This window comes from Leclercia sp. J807 (assembly GCF_009734465.1).
Taxonomy (GTDB): domain Bacteria; phylum Pseudomonadota; class Gammaproteobacteria; order Enterobacterales; family Enterobacteriaceae; genus Enterobacter.
On sequence record NZ_CP046446.1, the window covers coordinates 2,075,077 to 2,093,358 of the forward strand.

Here is an 18,282-nt window from a genome sequence, read left to right on the forward strand (position 1 = left end):
CCTATTCAATCAGTGCCTGGCATCAGTCAGGGGCGGGAGAGCAGAAGTATGAGCATCAAAACTTACGCAGTGAATTGCAACGACGCATGGCTTAACACTGAGGGCGATGACATTTCTGGCTCATACGTCAAGTACAAAGACCATCAGGACGTAGTTGCCGAACTCGAAGCCAAGTGCGCGGCGCTGGCTGCTGAGAATGCGGCGCTGAAATCGTTTGGCGACAAGCTTGCTGAGATGCATAACGATTTAAATGGCGAAGGTACAGGAATTCAGGGGTGTGCAGAAGTGGCCTGCCAACAGGTGGCGCTTGAGGCTGCAATGGAAGAATTTGACGCTATCAAAACCCCGGCCACCGACGCCTTCCTGGCTGAAGTGCGGGCGCAGGTTTGGATTGAAGGCAATGTGCCAGCAGAGTTTGGGCGCTATTGGGTGAGATACGAAACAGATGTTGGTCCGCAATATTGCTCCGCTAAGTGGATGGAGTACAACTTCTGCGCAGGAAGTGATACCAACATTCACAAAATCTGGCTCGCTGACCACTCACGTTCAATCAACAGCCTGAAGGGTGTAACCCACTACACCATGTTGCCAGAGCCAATCGAAGGAGGTGCCAAGTGAGTGCAGAAATTACCTCTATCTCTGGCTTTCTCAACGACCTCCGCTGGGGTGTTGATAAACACGTCATTAACTATGAAAACGAGCATGTCTGGATGGGGCCATGCGAACAAGGTGGCTTCACTGACTGCTGTTATTACGGCTACGAATGCGAACGCCACAAGCCTATCAGAGAAGCAGAGGACGCCGCCCAGCTTCGCCAGGAGGTCGCACAATGAGCAACATCAACAAACAGGCGTTGCGCCAATCAGCAGAGAAAGCCCAAGAGCATGGCGTGTTCAACATGGATATCCACTCTGAAACCGTTCTGGCGCTGCTGGATGAGTTGGAAGCCTCACAGGAATTGGTCGAGCTTCAGCGCTTCAAGCTTGAGCGACAGGCGGAGGACTTACACCAGGCTAAATCGCTGGAAAGCATCCACAGAGATAAACGCTTCGAAGTGGAAAGAGAGTTCAGTAGCTACAAAGATAACGCTGAACGCAACACCAGTCGGCTGGCTCAAGAGGTGTGTCGGCTGGAAGATGAGTTACAGGCCGCTGGAATCATCACTAAGATGGGGGAGTAGGGATATGGCTGAATTTACGAAAGAGCAGTTGATTGAGCACGCGCAAGCTGAGTCGGCAGCACTAAAAGCCATGATTGAACATGGTGTGCACAGTGATGACGTTGTTGATTTTCTTAAGCGCAAGATGCACCTAGATGAAATCGCACTGGCAGCGCTGACGGCTGAGCCATTCATGTACGGCATAGTTGCCCCGGAAGGTGAAGCTTATTTCGATGAGTGTTGCGTTTCTGGCGGCAAATCTGATTTATCGGAAATCGTCAGCAATCTCAATGATCAATGCGAATCGCCAGGCGAAGAGTACAGAGAGGTTCCGCTCTACCGCCTGCCACTGCTGGAGGGATTGAAATGATGGAATTGACCAAAGAGCGTATCGAGCTATTCATCAAAAGACCGCTTGATAACGGACTGACTCGCGGCGAGCAGATGGAAATGGCCCGCCAGCTGCTTGCCGGGCTGGAGCAGGAGCCGGTGGGTATCACAGACAGAAGCGAAATCGAGGGACTTAAGCGCGGGGAAATGGCTAACGTAATGCCGCCTGACTTCAAAGGGGTTGATGAGGGCGATAAGGTTTTGCTCTACGCAGCACCACAGTTACCGCAGCCAGTTGAACCGGAAATAACCAGTGAGGAGCTGGATAATGAACTCCTTGAGCAGCTAATCGATTTTCGCCGGGATACGCTTAGTTATCACAAAAAAGAGGGCAACAAAGTCCAGACGGTTATGCATGGGGTGGTATTAAGGGCGATGCTTGAGCTTCAAGAGCTCCGCGCCGCCATGCTTCAGGGTGCTGAACCTGTGCAGGGGTGGATTGCGTGCAGTGAGCGGATGCCAGATAGGATGGTCGATGTAATCACATCCAACGGCGTAGAAATAGGGAAGGGGTGGTGGGACGGCTATTCCTGGAAGGAATGGCACAAGTATGACGCTGTTCCTGGAAAAATAACTCACTGGATGCCACTGCCAAATCCCCCTCAGGAGTAATTCATGAAATTCTTACCAGTTGTTGGTTGGGAGGGGATCTACCAAGTTAATGAGCGTGGTGATGTGTTGAGCATTCCCAGGGAAATTTTGAGGTGTGATGGCTCTAAACAGAGATTTAAGGTGAATCGCCACGGATAATCTAGACACTTCCGAGCCGTTGATAATACTGGTTTTCATATTCTGTCGGTGACATCTGTTCGCTAGAACCATGCCGACGCTTACTGTTATAAAACATTTCGATGTAATCAAAAATATCACTGCGGGCTTCTTCCCGCGTTCCGTAGATCTTTTTCTTTATCCGTTCACGTTTCAACAACTGGAAAAAACTTTCTGCAACCGCATTATCATGGCAGTTACCGCGACGGCTCATGCTACCCTCCAGGCCGTGTGATTTCAGGAACGACTGCCACTCATGGCTTGTGTACTGACTGCCCTGATCCGAATGAACCAGCACCTGTTTTTCGGGATTACGCCGCCATACAGCCATCAGCAGTGCGTTCAGGACAATGTCCTTTGTCATCCGGGATTGCATGGACCAGCCGATAATTTTGCGTGAGAACAGATCAACAACAACGGCAAGATACAGCCAGCCTTCGTGGGTCCTGATGTAGGTTATGTCCGTTACCCAACGCTCATCAGGAGCATCCGGATTGAACTGTCGCTGGAGCCTGTTGGGTGACACGATACTGGCCTCGCCTTTACGTGCCCGCGGGCTTCGGTATCCGACCTGAGCCTTTATTCCGACACGTTTCATCAGTCTCCAGACTCTGTTTACTCCGCACTGTTGCCCGCTGTCACGCAGATCCAGATGGATTTTGCGATAACCATAGACGCATCCCGATTCCAGCCAGAACTGTTTAATCTGTCCTGTCAGTCTCAGGTCTGCCTGATGGCGTTGTGAATGCGGCTGCTGAAGCCAGGCGTAAAAACCACTGGGATGAACATCCAGCACCCGACAGAGCAGGCGAACAGGCCAGCAACAGGAGTTGTCACGGATAAAGACGTACCTCAGTCGGACAGCTTTGCGAAGTACGCCGCGGCTTTTTTTAATATGTCCCGTTCGTCGGTAACCCGTTTCAGCTCTTTCTGGAGACGGCGGATCTCGGCCTGAGCATCTGACTGTTCTTTATTAGTGGAAGAATCCGGACCGTACTTCTTTATCCAGGCATAAAGGCTGTGGGTGGTGATATCGAGACGTGTTGCAACGCTGGAAACAGAATAACCGCGATCAACAACCTGTTTGACTGCTTCAGTTTTAAACTCTTCGGGATAACGCTTACCGCTCATGGGCACCTCTCTTTAAGCCATCTTAAATGACTCTGAGGTGTCTGTTAAACCCGTGGCGATTCAAGGGCAAGCAACTAAAACCTTTTCTAAACTCGGCTGGATATTGCGTTGTCAGGCTTAGTGATGCCTCATGTGGCAGAAGGGTAATTGCAAGAGTGCATAGGTTAGTTGCAGAAGCGTTTTTACCAAATCCAAATGGAAAGCCAGAGGTGAACCATATCGATGGGGATAAATCTAACCCATCCTTAAGAAATCTTGAGTGGGTTACGCCTCATGAAAATAGGAAGCACGCATGGGATACAGGACTAAGAAATAGAACCCACCTGCCAGCATACAAAGGGGAGATGCAAGCAAATTCAAAATTAAACGATGAAAGCGTTATGGAAATAAGATCGCTTAGAATCTCTGGCGTTTCATACGGGGTTCTATCTAAAAGATATGGAGTGTCTAAACGAACCATTATCAGGGTTGTTACTGGAGAGTCGTGGTCTCATTTGCCGCTTCCAGCAGCACCGAAGCAGGAGACTAAACCGTGACTGAACGTCAGAAGTTCATGGCAGAAATCGAGCGCATTTGTGGCGGGAAGACCGCCAGATACGTACTGCACGATTGGGATTTGTATTTTAGGTTAGGGTACAGAGCCCATAATGCAGGCGAGGCATATCGCGAGGCTATCCAATGCGAGTGATACCAAATCAATTCGACCAAAGAGAGGCAATCTTGTAACGTAATTTCTGAATATTAAGAGTGTGAATAAAAAAGGCGGGGATTCCCGCCTTTTTAGGTTAAATCTTCTCTCCTGTAAACTGAAACTGCTGTTTTCCTGCGGCTGAAGGGAGGACGAACCACAGGTAGGTTCTTGGAGCATCCTCAGTTATGGATACCTTTGCCAGCGTATTAACAGCATATGAAAAACCTTGCAATAACGCAGTTTCGATATCAGAGATGCTGGCTCTTGTGTCATCTACCATCCAATAGCTAGCAATTTTGGGGTTCCCACTGCTATTAGTAAGATTTACATCAAGATAAACTCTCTCAATTCCATCACTGCCCGTGCGTCTAGCTACTGTATAATTATTTACGCGATAATCAGCCATTCTTCATCCTTAGTTTTAGTTATGTTTCAATGCTATAAATTAACTACATCGACAATGTACACTTTGATTTTTAATAATCAACCAGCCATAATTAAGTCGCCGCCGGAGTTGAACGCCCGGCGGTACCCCTGCGCATATAATGGGGACGTTATATGCGACCAAGTTTTGAATACATTCTTTGCCCATCGGCGTCATCTGATGCTGAGGGTTCTCTGCATTCTGCGTTACCTCTCGGAGGTGGCGTATGATTCTCCCAAAAGACGGCATCAAGCTACATCGTGGCAACCTGAATGCTATCACCCAACACCTTCACCCACTTCTGAATGACGGGCAATGCTTCCGGCTTCAGCTCAAGCCGTGGCGCGAGAAACGCAGCCTTTCGCAGAATAGCCTTAGCCACGTTTGGTACGAGGAGATCAGCGCATACCTGATCGCCTCAGGTCGCACCGACGCCACCAAGGAATGGGTAAAGCGCAACCTCAAAAAAACCTTTCTCGGGTACGAAGACGTTGAATACACCGACTTCACTACCGGGGAGAAAACGGTAGAACGCCAGCTCCGCCACACCTCCGATCTTGATACCGGCGATATGCACCACTTCATGTGTCAGGTGGAGCGGTGGTGTGCGCAATTCGGCCTCGTCCTGACCATCCCTCAAAGCAGCGAATTCCAGGTGCTGCGCGAAAAACAAGACCAGTAAGGAAAGCACATGGCACTCAAAAGAGATAAACACGACTCCATTTTTTCTGAGCTGGTTCGCGAACGCGCCAACTGGTGCTGCGAAAGTTGCGGCCGTGATTTCAGCACAAACCACGCATCACTCCATTGCTCACACATCAATGGACGCCGCCATACCTCTACCCGCTGGCACCCTCTCAATGCGCTGGCCCACTGCGTTGGCTGCCATCGTCGCCTGGGAGAGGAGCCGATCCAGTTCACCCGCCACGCTGAGTACGAATACGGTGTGATGACTGTAGAGCAGGTAGCCCGCGCAGCGCTGCACCCGATGAAGATTAAGCCGTGGCAGAAAGAGGAGATGTACCAGCATTACAAGCAGGAGCTGGCAAGGATTAAAGCGCTCCGCATTACCGGCATGCTTGGCCGTATCGAGTTCGCCGCGCCTGACTGGTACCAGCAGGGCATCACTTTGCGCATGGGTGAAGCAACATGACCCGCGACCAGATAGCCCGATACCAGGCAGAAAGCGTCATGCGCGCCAAGATGCCGCCAGTAGCAAAGCACAGCCAGAACCAGACCAAAACCAAAGAGCCATTAGGAGAAGCAGCATGAACCTCGAAAGCGCAGTTAAATTTCACTCTCCTAAATCGCCACAGCTATCAGACGCACCAAGGTCGACCGCGTCAGATTCTTTAACTGGCACTGATGTTATGGCGGCATTCGGCATGGTGCAAAGTCGCGCCCCACTTGGATTCAGTGCTTTTAGCGGGAAGATGAATCTGAGCGAAGTCGATAAAAAGAAAGCTGTTCAGTTGCTAATGCAATACGGGGTAAAGCACTGCGATAAGGTGGCAGCCTTTCGCAAGCTTGAGACAAATGTTAAGGGCAAGATCCTGCAAACCCTCGCAACTTTTGCATATCAGGATTATTGCCGATCAGCGGCCAGCCAGCTTACCTGCTCATGCTGTAAGGGCCGCGGCGTAATCAGGAGGGAGAAACTGGTGGTTAAGCACCCCGGATGTGGAGAGAAAACGCCTGCAAAAACAGCTAAAGAGCAGGTGGAAGAAACGTGCAAGAAATGTAGTGGCCGAGGCGTCATATCAACATCCTGCGTGAAGTGCAGAGGGAGAGGTGTGGCAATGGATCGCAAGAAGTCAGAGGAGCAGGGCGTGCCAGTTATGAGTGCTTGTCGTCAATGTTCAGGGAGGGGGTATGAGCGCCTTCCGGCAGCGTCCTGCTATCGTGCCATCTGCGAGTTTACTGATGCTATTTCACCTGGCGTATGGGACAAGGCCGTTAAGCCATTCTATGAGAATTTAATTGCAGAGATTGAAAAGGCGGAATCTTCAGCAAATGCGATCTTATCGAAAGTTACTAGCAAAGTTTGATTCCGATAACGATTGCAGCTTGCACAATGACGAAAGTTAGAATATCATCGCCCTAACACTATAAATCCGTGAATTGTTACGGTAAAGAATTCAAGCCCGAGGTTAACGCCTTGGGCTTTTTCGTATCTGGAATACCCCTACCTGGGACTATAAGCGCATAGCGCAACGCAGCACCCATCGATTGGCGGACCAGAACCCGCCTTTTTTACTCAGGCCGCAGACAATCACCCTCAGATGCCACGTAGCCCTGGTGTCTGACGGCCTTCTCTACACATGGACCACCTATGTCTGAACCTCTAACCATTGCTGGCGGTGTAACGTCCGCAACAATCGGAGTGACGTTCGCATCTCTGTTCCCCGAGGCAACGCCCGGCGTAATGCTGTGCGCGCTGGCTGGCGCAGCAATGTACGTTCTGACATCCGATCCACACCAACTGTGGAAGCAGTTCCTGTTCGCCGTCATCAGCTTTGTCGGTGGGGTTTTCTTCTCAGTACCGATGGCGAAGATACTGGCCGGGGTGATTAATACCGCCCTTGGCTTGCTCCAGCCACCGGTAAGTATCGAAGTATCCCCGAACATTGGCGCGCTGGTTTCCGCTTCCATCTCTGTCGCAGTCCTGCTTCGCATCCTCGCCAAATCAAAGCGGGGGAGAATGCCGGGACTGGAGGAGGAAGGCAAATGACATGGCAAACCATCGTCCTTGATGTAAACGCCATTATCTGCGCGCTTATCGCCATCAGGCTGTTGTTCTTCAGTAAGAGTGGAAAGCGACACCGTCCGGCTGTTGCATGGATGGCGTACATGATGATCCTCGCCGCCGGCTTTACGGCATTCCGCATTCTCTACGGCAAGTACCTGCAGGTTGACCCGGGCGAACTGATGCTGAACATCGCTATCTGCATCGCCGTGTGGCGCTCCCGCGGCAATCTCGCCAAAGTTTTCCAGAAGGCCGGACAATGACCAAAGACGATATCTTCAATGCCATCCTCGGAAAAGAGGGCGGGTACGTTAATCACCCGAACGATAAAGGCGGCCCGACGAACTGGGGGATCACTCAGGCAACGGCCCGCGCACACGGTTATACCGGTGATATGCGTGACCTGACCCGCGAGCAGGCTCTCAACATCCTCGAGGCCGATTACTGGTATGGCCCTCGCTTTGACCAGGTGGCGGCTGTCTCCCCGGTCATTGCCGCCGAACTCTGCGATACCGGCGTGAATATGGGGCCATCGGTACAGGTTAAATGGTTCCAGCGTTGGCTGAACGTATTCAACAACCAGCAGCAGTTCTATCCAGACCTGATCGCCGACGGCCAGATTGGCCCCCGCAGCATCAGCGCGCTGAAATCATTCCTGTCGAAACGCGGCAGTGAAGGGGAGATGGTATTGCTCCGCGCATTGAACTGCTGCCAGGGCCAGCGCTATCTCGAACTGGCAGAGCAGCGCCCGGCTAACGAGTCGTTTATCTATGGCTGGATCCGAGAGCGCGTGAGCCTATGACCAGACTGAAAGCTATCCTGGCTGGGATCGGGCTCGCCATAATGCTGGTACTGGCCGCATTTGGTCTTGGCGGTATGCGTGGCCGGGAAAAGGCCGAAGCAGAGGCAGAAAAGAAACGCACCGACGAGAATGCCGCTGCCACCAAAGCAGCTGCAGAGCGTCGCGTTGAAGTAACCAAGGAGGCCAGCAATGTTCAGCAGACGGTTAGCCATATGCCTGATGATGATGTTGATCGTGAGCTGCGCGCAAACTGGACCCGCAAAGGTTGAGGTTATCGACACCGGCTGTGATTGGGTCAACGTCATCCGCCTCACAGAGCATGACATCGAAGTGATGGATCGCCAGACGAAGAAAGACGTACTGGTGCATAACAAGTCGTGGCAGGTGAACTGCCAGCCGAATGAATACCGGGCCTCGCAATAGCGGTGATTTCACTAACTGAAAAAACCAGATGAGCGCCACCACTTTGAGAGAGTGATTTTTATTAGGCGGAAATATACAGCGTATCTGATGATGAGTTTGTTAAAAGAGATTAAAATAGTCTCTTCGAAAATCACGGTGTAACGCGATGAAAATAGTTAACAAAAAACAGTTCCATAAGCTGCCCGCTAATACTGTTTACAGTAGATATAAGTCTTGTTTGTTAGGTGACCTTGAGATCAAGGGTAATACGATTGGCAGATATGAATTTATGAACTGCAGGATTACAAATGCTGTAGATATGTCTGATCCAGAGTTAGATAAATTTGATATTCTCGTAGCAGCAGAGGATGACGGCGTTAGCTTCGGTATGGATTTCGCTAGAGAATATCCGGAACGACTATTCGAAGAGGATGAGTTGTTTGCAGTATGGGAAAAAGATGACGTTGTAAACTTGATAGCAAGATTAAGTAAATGCCTTTAACGAAGACCGCCTCCGGGCGGTTTTTTATTGCCATCACCATGGGCAGACCCATCGTAATGGCTTTATGCAAAAGCTCTGGCGCTGGTATGTAATTACTTTGCTAGTAATGCCTCGGCTATGTAATCCCAACGGTCAAGATACTGCCCCTCATCAGCTTTGCTTATTTTGAATAGGGGGGCACTGTGATGCCAAGTGGCATGGCTGGCGACTACTTCGCTCGGAACGATGAAAACTTCGGGAAAGGTTTTATTGGCTATATCTTCAGACATATTGCAGAACACGTAAAAGAAATCAGGAGAGGCAGCAGGCATGTGCTTGCCGACCATCCATTGACGTGGCTGGCTTCTTGCCCAAGAGCCTTTAACCTGAATACTGATACTCTTTGAACCGTCAATAGTGGCAATTATATCTACAGCGCTAGAACCACTCGTTGTTAGTGCTGCGGATATTCCCAGGCGTGACAGCATATAGGCAATGAAATATTCACCTGCATCCCCAGCGCTTTTAGAAGAGCGTTTAACAATTTCTGACATACTCAATCCTTTGGAATAAAACATGGCACTCACCGACAAACAAGAAATGTTCTGTCGCGAGTACCTCATCGACTTAAACGCCACGCAAGCGGCTATTCGGGCGGGGTACAGCGCAAAGACAGCTAACCGCACTGCGTCCGAAAACCTGTCAAAACCTGACATCCAATCCAGAATTGCCGAACTGAAAGCGCAGCGCAATGATCTGGTTGGCATAAATGCGACATACGTCCTGAATCGTCTCGTTGAGATAGACCAGATGGACGTGCTCGACATCCTCAAAGATGACATGAGCCTGAGGCCGGTAAGCGAGTGGCCTTCATCATGGCGTCGTTACCTTAGCGGCTTTGATGTGGCCGAAATGTTCGAGGGTCGCGGGGAAGAACGTGAAATGGTCGGGCTGCTTAAGAAAATTAAGTGGCCGGATAAAGTTAAAAACCTCGAGCTGCTCGGAAAGCACATTGATGTGATGGCTTTCAAAGAACAGGCGACGCATGAGCATACAGGCAAGAACGGCGGCCCGATCGAAATGGTGACGCTGACCAAAGAAGAATACAAGGCTGCACGGCAGGAGATGATGGAGGATGACGACTGCTGAGCAAAAGACATTTGCCCGCCGGGTTGAATGTGAAGAGGACGGCCTGTATTACGCGCGCTACTTCTTCAAACAGCGAACCGGCGGCAAGATGATTGTCGCGCCTCACCACAAGGTGATTCAGCAGACGCTGGACCGCGTTATCGATGGTGAGATTACGCGCCTGATCATCAACGTTCCGCCTGGGTACACGAAGACGGAACTGGCGACCATCAACATGATGGGACGTGGCCTGGCGCTGAACTGCCGGGCCCGCTTCATGCACCTGTCATATTCGCACAATCTGGCGCTGCTGAACTCCTCAACCGCGCGCGGCATGATTAAGTCGCAGGCGTATCAGTCGATGTGGCCGATGTCACTGCGCGATGACGCTGACAGTAAGGCGATGTGGTGGACCGAGCACGGCGGCGGCGTTTATGCGTCGTCAGCTGCCGGGCAGGTTACCGGCTTTCGTGCCGGACACATGGAGCCAGGCTGGCAGGGCGCGCTGATTATCGATGACCCGGTTAAGCCGGATGATGCTTACTCGGAGATCGTCCGCGACGGCGTGAACAACCGCTTTAACGAGACAATAAAATCACGACTGGCGATCGAGACGACGCCGATGATTGTCATCATGCAGCGCATTCACTACCACGACCTTAGCGGCTACCTGCTGCGGGGCGGCAGCGGTGAGAAGTGGCACCACCTGAATCTGCCGGTGCTCATCAACAACAGCCAGCCATACGCCGACCAGTACCCGGAGAACACCCACGCTATCCCGATTGACCACGGCCTGCCTGATGGCTGGCTATGGCCGTTTAAGCACAACGAATCGCACCGCGTATCGCTGTTCTCGCACCGGCGCACCGCCGAAGCCCAGTATATGCAGAACCCGAAACGCTTCAATGCGGAGGGCGCGCTGTGGAACGAGGAGGTGATCAGCGCCGCACACGCGATGCGGATCACTCAGGAACTGGCCCGTACGGTCGTGGCAATCGACCCGCAGGCCACCAACAGCGAAGAGAGTGACGAGTCAGGCATTGCCGTCGCCAGTGTTTACGGTACCGGCGATGAACGGCAATACAGCCTCGATGCAGATTACAGCGGGAAGTATTCGCCTAACGGCTGGGCTACCAAAGCCATTGAAGCCTATGAACAGCATGAAGCTGATGCGATCGTCATCGAAACCAACCAGGGCGGCGATATGGCGGAGGACACGCTACGCAATGCCGGGTTCGGCGGCCGCATCATCCGCGTGCACGCCAGTAAGGGTAAATACGCACGTGCAGAACCCATCTCCGCGCTGTATGCGCAGGGCCGGGTTGCTCACCGTGGCAGCCTCTACGAGATCGAGAACCAGTTCATGGAGTACGTGCCATCTACTGCGAAGAAATCACCTGACCGGCTTGATGCTGCGGTATACGCGCTCACCGAACTATCAGAACCACAATCAACCGGCATGTTGGTGCGCTCGCGCTGACGGAGGACACCGTGAACGAAAGCGAAAATAAACAACTCGCCACGAACGCCAGCATCGACCGCGAGCGGATGCGTTACGTCAACGCACTGTTCAATGGAACCAGTAACACCAAGCGTAAGCGCCTGTATCAGGAGTTTGGGTATCCACAGGATCTCTGCTTCGATGACTTCTACCGGGCGTACCGCCGCAATGCCATCGCTGGCGCCGCGGTGACGCGCATGGTTGATGGTTGCTGGGAGGATTACCCGGAAGTTTACGAAGGCGACCAGACGAAGGATGCAACGCAGCAAACGACCTGGGATAAGCGGGTCAACAAGCTGCTCAAGCGCTGCTGGAAGCAGATTAAGGGCGCTGACAAGCGTAACCTCGTAGGCCGCTACTCTGCGCTACTGATTCAGGTCAAAGACAGTAAGCCATGGTCAGAGCCTGTTGATAAGGCGATGGTCGGCAGGCTGCAGGAAAGGGCGCTCGTCCGGTTGATTCCGGTCTGGGAGGCCCAGCTCGACCCGGTCAGTTATAACGAGGACCAGAACAGCGAGGACTACGGCGCTGTCAGCATGTACTCGTTTACCGAAATTCCGGTGCAGCAGCAGCGCAGCGGACAGCCCGGGCGAATCATCAACGTTCACCCTGACCGCGTCATTATCCTTGCTGAAGGCTCGGATGACGGGCGGCTTGATTCCGGCGAATCGCTGCTGGAAGAGGGCTTCAACAAACTGCTGGACCTCGAGAAGGTCTCCGGCGGCGCGGCTGAGGGGTTCCTGAAGAACGCCAGCCGGCAACTCAACTTTAACTTCAGCGCCAAGACAAGCTTTGCGCAGCTGGCAAGGGCGCTGGGCGTTAGCGAGGCCCAACTCTCTGAGGGGATGGATGACCAGGTTCGCCGACTGAATGACAGCACAGACAGCGCAGTCATCATGCAGGAGGGTGATACCAGCGTGCTTTCCGTGGCCGTTGCCGATCCTGAGCCTACCTGGCGCACCGCGCTGAGCGAGTTCTGCGCGACCGTTCCTATCCCTGTGAAAGAGCTCGTTGGGATGCAGACAGGTGAGCGCGCCAGTACTGAGGATGCAAAAGGCTGGGGCCGCACCAGGATGAGCCGCCGGAAAGGGTTCCTGACTGACGTTATCACCGATGTGGTTTCGCGCTTCTGGACGCTTGGCATTATTCCTCCGGCGCGGAATGAAGAAATTACCGTGGGATGGTCCGATCTACTGGCGCCGAGTCAGGCAGAGAAGATTGCCAATATGGATAAGCTGGCAGACGTCGCCGTTAAATCGACGAACGCATTCGGCCGTTCAGCCATCACCGAGAACGAGATACGCGCGGCAGGCGAGCTGCAAGCCCTGCCAGAACTTGATGACGAGGTGCTGCCAGATGGCAATAAGCCAAAGCCTGACCTACTGGCCGACCCAGAATCAGAAGCCGAAGAGTCCGGTAATACCACGGTCGAAGGTTGACCCCACGATGTCGCGCAAACCAGTCAGCAGGATGGAGCGCGATATCGAGGACCGGTATTACGCGATTAAGGTTGCCCTGAAAGCCCTGTTCGACCAGCGCCTGACCGGGCGTGAGCGCGAGGTTAACAGCCACAGCTGGCACTTCCTGTGTCACGTCAACGGCGAGGATCAGAGGCTCTACCAGGTCAACGCCGGGAAGTTCATCTACGACATGACCCCGCAGGAACTGGCGGAGCTGCTCGAAGCGGTGCAGGGCATCCTTGACCAGTACCTGCTGGAGGGTGGCGAGCAGAATCAGTGGGCGATGGATTACGTCGCAGCAGAGGCCCTGAGAGGGACTTTAGAGGCCTTCAATAACCTCTCGCAGCAGTCGCAGGTATACGCCAGCCAGACGACGCTACAGCAACTTTTAAGCAGCCCTGGTTATCAAAACCAGATTGCCTCCGCCAGGCTGACAACGTTCAGCGACTGGAAGGCGATCAGCGATGCTGCCAGGGCAGACCTGACAGGAATCATCACCGACGCAGTAGCGCGCGGGGTTAACCCGAGGGAAACGGCCAGCGTCATCAGTAAGCGCCTTGACGTGAGCATGTCCAGAGCCAAGGCGATTGCCCAGACTGAGCAGGTCGGTGCGCTGCGGCAGGCGCAATGGAACGAAACGGACTGGGCTTCTGACAGACTAGGGCTGAATACCGGCCTGCTGTGGCTGTCAGCGCTTAAGCCCACAACGCGCAACTGGCACGCTAGCCGTCACGGCAGGGTCTACACCACCGAAGAGGTGCGCGACTTCTACGCCGTGAACGGGAACCGGTACAACTGCTACTGCAGCCAGATTCCGGTGCTGCTCAACGACGACGGCAGCATATTCAATGAGGGACTGGCGGATAAGTTGAAGAAAGAGCGCCAGCAGTGGAAACTGGACGAAGCGGCATGATACAAAAAAGGTTTTGCGGAGGATGTATGGCGAAACCTGAAGAGCCGTATCGTAAGTTGATTGTTGAAAGCTTTTATCCCGCCAACATGTCGGGGAGAAAGGGAAAGGTGCATATCAGGCCCATCCCTGGCCAATGGGCGAGCACGTCACTGGCTGTTGAATGCTCAAAAAAGTTGTCAGATGTGAAGGTTTATCCTATTGGCAGCCAGTTTGAAATCACCGCCAAACTCACCGATAGAGAGGATGGCGGAGAGTACATTTACAGCTCATTCCGATGGGAATTTAAACACATCAAATAGGTCGCCACGGCGGCCTTTTTTATTGCCTGAAATCCACCAATGAGGCCCACATGTGGACACTTAAGTACGATCCGACCCTGTATGGACACGGTTGGATTTATTCAAAGCCAGTGGAGCTAAGGTATGAGAGCGGCCAGGTGCTAAATGTCGAGGCGTCCTGGTGGTTCCCTGTTAAGCCCACCAAGAAGCAACTCCGCCAGGCGCGGAAAAACAAACTTCACTAACGAGGACCCAGCATGAAACGCAACCGCGTTAACGTGCTGACCGTCGTCAACTCCGCTTCAAACATCACAACCGAAACCGTCAATGGCAAACCACATATCGTGGTTCGCGGCATCACGCCTGTCGTGGACGATATTGTGATGAACCGGAAGTTGTACCCGGCAGCTGAAATCGAAAAGGCCTACAACACGCTCGAGCGTAACCCGATGCCGCTGGGCCACCCGAAGGTGGATGGCAAGCACGTATCGGCGCGTGATGTCCAGGCGGTAAACGAGTACCACGTCGGGGCCTGGCTGCAGAACGTCAGCCACAAAGACGGGAAGGTAACGGGCGACATGTACGTTAACCGTCAGTACGCCGAATCCAGCGAGAAGGGCAAGCGCCTGATAAACCGCCTGGACGAGATGCTGGCCGGCACCAACTCGGATCCGATCCACATCTCCACTGGCCTGCTGTATTCCGGCATCGCCGCCAACGGCGAGTCGAAGGGCAAAAAGTACAACGAGATCGCCACCAACATGATGTTCGACCATGTGGCGGTGCTGCTCGATGAACCTGGCGCCGGAACGCCGGATGAGGGTGTGGGCATCTTCGTGAATGCCGAAGGCGATGAGCAGGAGATCGAAGTGGCGAACCTGGCCGACGCCGCCGACTGCACCCGCGAAGGGATGCTCAACAAAACCCGATTCTTCTTCACCAATGCCTCCAATTTCTCCTTCGACGATATCCAGCGCGCCATCAGCGACAAGCTGCGCGAGGGTGCGGGCGAAGATAAGTGGCTCTGGCCGGAAACGGTGTGGCCAGACAGCTTCATCTACCGGGATGACACCAGATACCTGAAGCAAAAGTACCTCATCGATGATGCCGGTAAGGCCGTATTCGTCGGAGAGCCTGTAGAAGTCGTGCGCAAACCAACTGAGTACGAGATTAAAACCAACGGAGAGAACGATCCGATGAAAGAACTGATTATCAATGCGCTGCAAGCCGCTGGTAAGCCGACCGAAGGCAAGTCCGACGCCGAGCTGATGGACGCATACAACCAGCTGGCAGCAGAGAAAGCAGCCGCCAAATCCGAAACGCCTGAAGAGAAGGCGACTCGCGAAAAGGCAGAGAAAGAAGAGCGTGAGCGCGCCAACAACCAGGCGGAAGCCCCTGCATGGTTTAAGCCATTCGCCGACGATCTCGCCGCGGTTAAATCTGGCCTGACCATCAACGCCGATAAGGAGAAATCAGAGCAGCGTGCAGCCGTGAAAGCCAAGTTCGGCATGACCGATGTTGCGGTGAACGCGCTGGACGGCGAGCCGCTGAAAGAGCTGTTTGCTCAGTGCCAGACCTCAACCGGCCTGAATGGTGCATTCCGCCAGGCTACCAATAACCAGTCAGTCAGCGAAATGCCGGAGTAAAAAATGGCTAAAGACGGAAAACATGTAATCCACGCCGGTGGCGTATTCCCAAACCCGACCCTCAACCGTGAAGGTCGCGCCACTGCGGTTAAGCCCGGCACTCTGGGCTTCTTCGACGCTGGCGTTTTCAAAGTCTCCGTGGACGGCAGCGAAAAGGCGATCATCTACGCAGCTGATTACGATTATCTGCGCTGCAAGACGGTGGATGACACCTATGCGGTCGATGATCTGCTGGTTGCCATTCACCCGCTGCCGGGCATGTTCCTGAACGTGCGTGCTGCTGCCGGTACCTACAAAAAAGGCGACGCGCTCTCAATCGTAAACGGTCAGGTCAAGAAACAGGCCGGGACCGAAGCCGATCGCGCCTATTGCGACGAAGAACGCGCCATTACCGCCGCTGCTGGCGACCTCATTCGCGTAGTGATTAAGTAAGGAGTCACTGAATGCTTGTTTATTCTAAATCGCTGGGCGAAAAGACCGGCAACCTGGCCGTGAACCAGTACCAGTTCGGCATGCTTTCGCAGGAGCGTGATGCCGCGCTGAACCACCAGGGCATCAACGTTATGCAGGAGATGGCCGATCGCATCAATGCGGTTAACCACCTGAACGGCATTAACGCGGTGCGCTCTCCGGCGGATCTGTATAAGGCATTTGACCAGACCGTTCTGCGTCAATTCCAGCCGAACACTGAGTTCACCCTGTTCAACGACCTGATGCCGCTGTCTCGCTCTGTGCGCATCAACCAGACCGTGTACGAATACGCCAAATCCGGCGGCCGTATGTGGGCCCACACCTCCATGTCCGGTCAGATCGGCGCCGCGCTGGATGCCGTGCAGTACCAGTACGACGGCACCATGGTTCCGGTGCACGATACCGGCTTCAAGTTCCACTGGCGTGAGCCGCGCCTGAACAACCCGGACGCGTTCGACATCATCTCTGATGCTCAGTTCGAGTCCACCAACGAAGTGCGCCGTCAGTATGTGGATTACATCTACAACGGCTACCGCGACGCAGAAGGGACTTACATCAAGTTCGATGACAAGACCTGGAAGGGCCTGAAGAACGACGAGCGCGTGGCGATGGTGGACCTGGGCGCATCTGGCCTCAATATCGACTTCACCAGTGCGTCGGCGACCGCTGAGCAGATCCGCAACGCAGCTATCAAGCTGCGCGATACACTCAAGCTGACCAACAACCAGTACGCTGAGCAGACCTGGTATGTGTCGAGCGCCATCATCTCCAACCTGGAGCGCTACTTCAGCGACAACTACCAGTCTGACACCATCCTGCAGGAGCTTCTGAAGCTGTCCGGCATTGCCGCGATTAAAGAAGATGCTCAGCTGACCGGTAACCAGATCCTGATTGTTCCGCTGACCGCTGGCGTGATTGCTCCGATTGTAGGCCAGGCGTTTGGCACCGTCGCCGATCCGCGACCGTTCTACAACAGCGATTACATCTGGCGCACCTGGGGAGCTGCCGGCCTGATGGTCAAGACCGACATCAACAGCAAGAAAAGCGTCATCTACGCACACAGCTAAGGAGTGAGATATGGCACTGGTAGAAATCGTAACAGACAATCTGTACGCCGGTGCCAACCTCCGCAATCTGGAGGTTGGTGCGATCGTTGAAGTTGACGATGAGACCGCGGCGCGCTGGAAAGCGTCAGGTAAGGCAAGGGACACCGAAAAGAAGAAGGGCGAAAAGTTGGTGTTTGAGGTGGCAACGCCGTCAGCCCTCGTCTCTGCTGACTCATCAGCGCTGCAGGCCAAGCTCAATGAAGCGCTGGAGCAGTTGAAGCAGGCTCATTCGGACGCTGAAGTGAAAGACAAAGAGCACGCCGACGCGCTGGAGCAGCTGAAGCAGGCTCATTCCGCTGAGCTGGAAGCCGCCACTAAGCGCGCTGACGAAGCAGAAGCGGCGCTGACAGAAGCAACCAAGAAGGCGAAATAACCATGGCTGACCCAATCACGGCGGCAGACGTGCAGGCGTTCCTCGGTGAATTGGGTTACTCCATTCCGGGGGCGCTGCTGGAGCCGATCCTCTGCGTGGTGAACAAAATCATCCCGTGCCTCGATGGGGCCGGGTATGACGACTGCACCGCGAAGCTGATCCTGATGTACGCCGCTGCGCTTATGGCGACGTCGTCCGGCGCTCGCCGCATCAAATCGCAGGGTGCGCCGTCTGGCGCGTCACGCTCGTTTGAGTATGGCGATGACAGTATCACCTGGCTGCGCGATTCACTGGGTCGCCTCGATACCAGCGGCTGTACCGGGGAGTTGCCGATCAGCGCTGGTAACAGCGTCGGCATGTTCATGGTTGTCGGGGGCTGCTGATGACTTGGACATCCGTAAGCGTCCGGTTG

28 protein-coding genes are annotated in these 18,282 nt (G+C 53.7%); 25 read left to right on the forward strand and 3 right to left on the reverse strand.

What is annotated here, in order from left to right; translation table 11 throughout:
* Positions 1-48 precede the first annotated feature (48 nt).
* From GNG26_RS22660 to GNG26_RS22505, 5 genes are read left to right on the forward strand one after another with little or no spacing between them, the layout of a single operon-like run.
* Positions 49-618 (forward strand): hypothetical protein, encoded by a 570-nt coding sequence (locus GNG26_RS22660; RefSeq protein WP_156238556.1) that lies wholly within the window; start codon positions 49-51, stop codon positions 616-618.
* Positions 615-833: a hypothetical protein gene (locus GNG26_RS09945; protein ID WP_156238557.1), complete on the forward strand. Its 219-nt coding sequence runs from the start codon at positions 615-617 to the stop codon at positions 831-833. The genes GNG26_RS22660 and GNG26_RS09945 overlap by 4 nt, the downstream gene beginning before the upstream one ends.
* Positions 830-1,180 carry a hypothetical protein gene (locus tag GNG26_RS09950; RefSeq protein WP_156238558.1) on the forward strand — a complete coding sequence of 117 codons (351 nt, stop codon included), beginning with the start codon at positions 830-832 and terminating at the stop codon, positions 1,178-1,180. The genes GNG26_RS09945 and GNG26_RS09950 overlap by 4 nt, the downstream gene beginning before the upstream one ends.
* A gap of 4 nt (positions 1,181-1,184) precedes the next feature.
* Positions 1,185-1,529, forward strand: coding sequence for a hypothetical protein (locus GNG26_RS09955; RefSeq protein ID WP_156238559.1), 345 nt, complete (start codon positions 1,185-1,187; stop codon positions 1,527-1,529).
* Positions 1,526-2,161 (forward strand): DUF551 domain-containing protein, encoded by a 636-nt coding sequence (locus GNG26_RS22505; RefSeq protein ID WP_197080144.1) that lies wholly within the window; start codon positions 1,526-1,528, stop codon positions 2,159-2,161. Before GNG26_RS09955 ends, GNG26_RS22505 begins: the two co-directional genes overlap by 4 nt.
* A gap of 139 nt (positions 2,162-2,300) precedes the next feature.
* Here the strand turns inward: GNG26_RS22505 and GNG26_RS09970 are convergent.
* Positions 2,301-3,448, reverse strand: a protein-coding gene (locus GNG26_RS09970; protein WP_120773485.1) for an IS3 family transposase whose coding sequence is annotated in 2 segments (ribosomal slippage) — positions 2,301-3,211 and positions 3,211-3,448 — 1,149 coding nt in all. Because the reading frame shifts where the segments join, the coding sequence is not laid out codon by codon here.
* Between the two features lie 26 nt (positions 3,449-3,474).
* On the opposite strand from GNG26_RS09970, the gene GNG26_RS09975 reads away from it, so the two are divergent.
* Positions 3,475-3,984: an HNH endonuclease gene (locus tag GNG26_RS09975; RefSeq protein ID WP_156238561.1), complete on the forward strand. Its 510-nt coding sequence runs from the start codon at positions 3,475-3,477 to the stop codon at positions 3,982-3,984.
* A gap of 249 nt (positions 3,985-4,233) precedes the next feature.
* Here GNG26_RS09975 and GNG26_RS09980 read toward each other — a convergent pair whose 3' ends face one another.
* Positions 4,234-4,545: a hypothetical protein gene (locus GNG26_RS09980; protein WP_156238562.1), complete on the reverse strand. Its 312-nt coding sequence runs from the start codon at positions 4,543-4,545 to the stop codon at positions 4,234-4,236.
* 244 nt (positions 4,546-4,789) lie between these two features.
* On the opposite strand from GNG26_RS09980, the gene GNG26_RS09985 reads away from it, so the two are divergent.
* The 9 genes from GNG26_RS09985 (at position 4,790) to GNG26_RS10025 (ending at position 9,015) form a co-directional block, all read left to right on the forward strand.
* A complete protein-coding gene (locus GNG26_RS09985; RefSeq protein WP_156238563.1) occupies positions 4,790-5,245 on the forward strand; it encodes a YbcN family protein in 456 nt (151 codons plus the stop codon).
* A 9-nt stretch (positions 5,246-5,254) separates the two neighbouring features.
* Positions 5,255-5,716 (forward strand): hypothetical protein, encoded by a 462-nt coding sequence (locus GNG26_RS09990; protein ID WP_156238564.1) that lies wholly within the window; start codon positions 5,255-5,257, stop codon positions 5,714-5,716.
* Positions 5,713-5,835, forward strand: coding sequence for a hypothetical protein (locus GNG26_RS09995; RefSeq protein WP_156238565.1), 123 nt, complete (start codon positions 5,713-5,715; stop codon positions 5,833-5,835). Before GNG26_RS09990 ends, GNG26_RS09995 begins: the two co-directional genes overlap by 4 nt.
* The gene (locus GNG26_RS10000; RefSeq protein WP_156238566.1) at positions 5,832-6,611 is read left to right on the forward strand and encodes an antitermination protein; all 780 of its coding nucleotides are present in this window, start codon (positions 5,832-5,834) and stop codon (positions 6,609-6,611) included. The genes GNG26_RS09995 and GNG26_RS10000 overlap by 4 nt, the downstream gene beginning before the upstream one ends.
* Before the next feature lie 284 nt (positions 6,612-6,895).
* Complete coding sequence (locus GNG26_RS10005) at positions 6,896-7,294, forward strand: putative holin (RefSeq protein WP_156238567.1); 399 nt, start codon at positions 6,896-6,898, stop codon at positions 7,292-7,294.
* On the forward strand, positions 7,291-7,572 hold the full coding sequence (locus GNG26_RS10010) for a phage holin family protein (protein ID WP_156238568.1): 282 nt from the start codon (positions 7,291-7,293) through the stop codon (positions 7,570-7,572). The genes GNG26_RS10005 and GNG26_RS10010 overlap by 4 nt, the downstream gene beginning before the upstream one ends.
* Positions 7,569-8,111, forward strand: coding sequence for a glycoside hydrolase family 108 protein (locus GNG26_RS10015; RefSeq protein WP_156238569.1), 543 nt, complete (start codon positions 7,569-7,571; stop codon positions 8,109-8,111). Before GNG26_RS10010 ends, GNG26_RS10015 begins: the two co-directional genes overlap by 4 nt.
* Entirely contained in the window at positions 8,108-8,380 is a 273-nt protein-coding gene (locus tag GNG26_RS10020; protein ID WP_156238570.1) for a hypothetical protein, read from the forward strand. Before GNG26_RS10015 ends, GNG26_RS10020 begins: the two co-directional genes overlap by 4 nt.
* 299 nt (positions 8,381-8,679) lie before the next feature.
* Positions 8,680-9,015 carry a hypothetical protein gene (locus GNG26_RS10025; RefSeq protein WP_156238571.1) on the forward strand — a complete coding sequence of 112 codons (336 nt, stop codon included), beginning with the start codon at positions 8,680-8,682 and terminating at the stop codon, positions 9,013-9,015.
* A gap of 92 nt (positions 9,016-9,107) precedes the next feature.
* On the opposite strand, the gene GNG26_RS10030 is transcribed toward GNG26_RS10025, so the two are convergent.
* Positions 9,108-9,548 carry a hypothetical protein gene (locus GNG26_RS10030; RefSeq protein ID WP_032617987.1) on the reverse strand — a complete coding sequence of 147 codons (441 nt, stop codon included), beginning with the start codon at positions 9,546-9,548 and terminating at the stop codon, positions 9,108-9,110.
* 22 nt (positions 9,549-9,570) lie between these two features.
* Here GNG26_RS10030 and GNG26_RS10035 point away from each other — a divergent pair, with 22 nt between their 5' ends.
* The 10 genes from GNG26_RS10035 (at position 9,571) to GNG26_RS10080 (ending at position 18,253) form a co-directional block, all read left to right on the forward strand.
* The gene (locus GNG26_RS10035; protein ID WP_156238572.1) at positions 9,571-10,143 is read left to right on the forward strand and encodes a terminase small subunit; all 573 of its coding nucleotides are present in this window, start codon (positions 9,571-9,573) and stop codon (positions 10,141-10,143) included.
* The gene (locus GNG26_RS10040) at positions 10,130-11,602 is read left to right on the forward strand and encodes a DNA-packaging protein (protein WP_156238573.1); all 1,473 of its coding nucleotides are present in this window, start codon (positions 10,130-10,132) and stop codon (positions 11,600-11,602) included. Before GNG26_RS10035 ends, GNG26_RS10040 begins: the two co-directional genes overlap by 14 nt.
* 11 nt (positions 11,603-11,613) lie before the next feature.
* Entirely contained in the window at positions 11,614-13,062 is a 1,449-nt protein-coding gene (locus GNG26_RS10045) for a DUF1073 domain-containing protein (protein WP_156238574.1), read from the forward strand.
* A 31-nt stretch (positions 13,063-13,093) separates the two neighbouring features.
* The gene (locus GNG26_RS10050; RefSeq protein WP_197080158.1) at positions 13,094-13,996 is read left to right on the forward strand and encodes a phage minor head protein; all 903 of its coding nucleotides are present in this window, start codon (positions 13,094-13,096) and stop codon (positions 13,994-13,996) included.
* A gap of 26 nt (positions 13,997-14,022) precedes the next feature.
* A complete protein-coding gene (locus GNG26_RS10055; protein WP_156238576.1) occupies positions 14,023-14,295 on the forward strand; it encodes a hypothetical protein in 273 nt (90 codons plus the stop codon).
* Positions 14,296-14,531: 236 nt separating this feature from the next.
* Positions 14,532-15,920 (forward strand): DUF2213 domain-containing protein, encoded by a 1,389-nt coding sequence (locus GNG26_RS10060; RefSeq protein WP_156238577.1) that lies wholly within the window; start codon positions 14,532-14,534, stop codon positions 15,918-15,920.
* Between the two features lie 3 nt (positions 15,921-15,923).
* Positions 15,924-16,352: a hypothetical protein gene (locus GNG26_RS10065; RefSeq protein ID WP_088902288.1), complete on the forward strand. Its 429-nt coding sequence runs from the start codon at positions 15,924-15,926 to the stop codon at positions 16,350-16,352.
* A gap of 11 nt (positions 16,353-16,363) precedes the next feature.
* Positions 16,364-17,458, forward strand: coding sequence for a major capsid protein (locus tag GNG26_RS10070; protein ID WP_156238578.1), 1,095 nt, complete (start codon positions 16,364-16,366; stop codon positions 17,456-17,458).
* 10 nt (positions 17,459-17,468) lie between these two features.
* Complete coding sequence (locus GNG26_RS10075) at positions 17,469-17,870, forward strand: hypothetical protein (protein WP_156238579.1); 402 nt, start codon at positions 17,469-17,471, stop codon at positions 17,868-17,870.
* Positions 17,871-17,872: 2 nt separating this feature from the next.
* A complete protein-coding gene (locus tag GNG26_RS10080; RefSeq protein WP_057107433.1) occupies positions 17,873-18,253 on the forward strand; it encodes a hypothetical protein in 381 nt (126 codons plus the stop codon).
* Positions 18,254-18,282 lie beyond the last annotated feature (29 nt).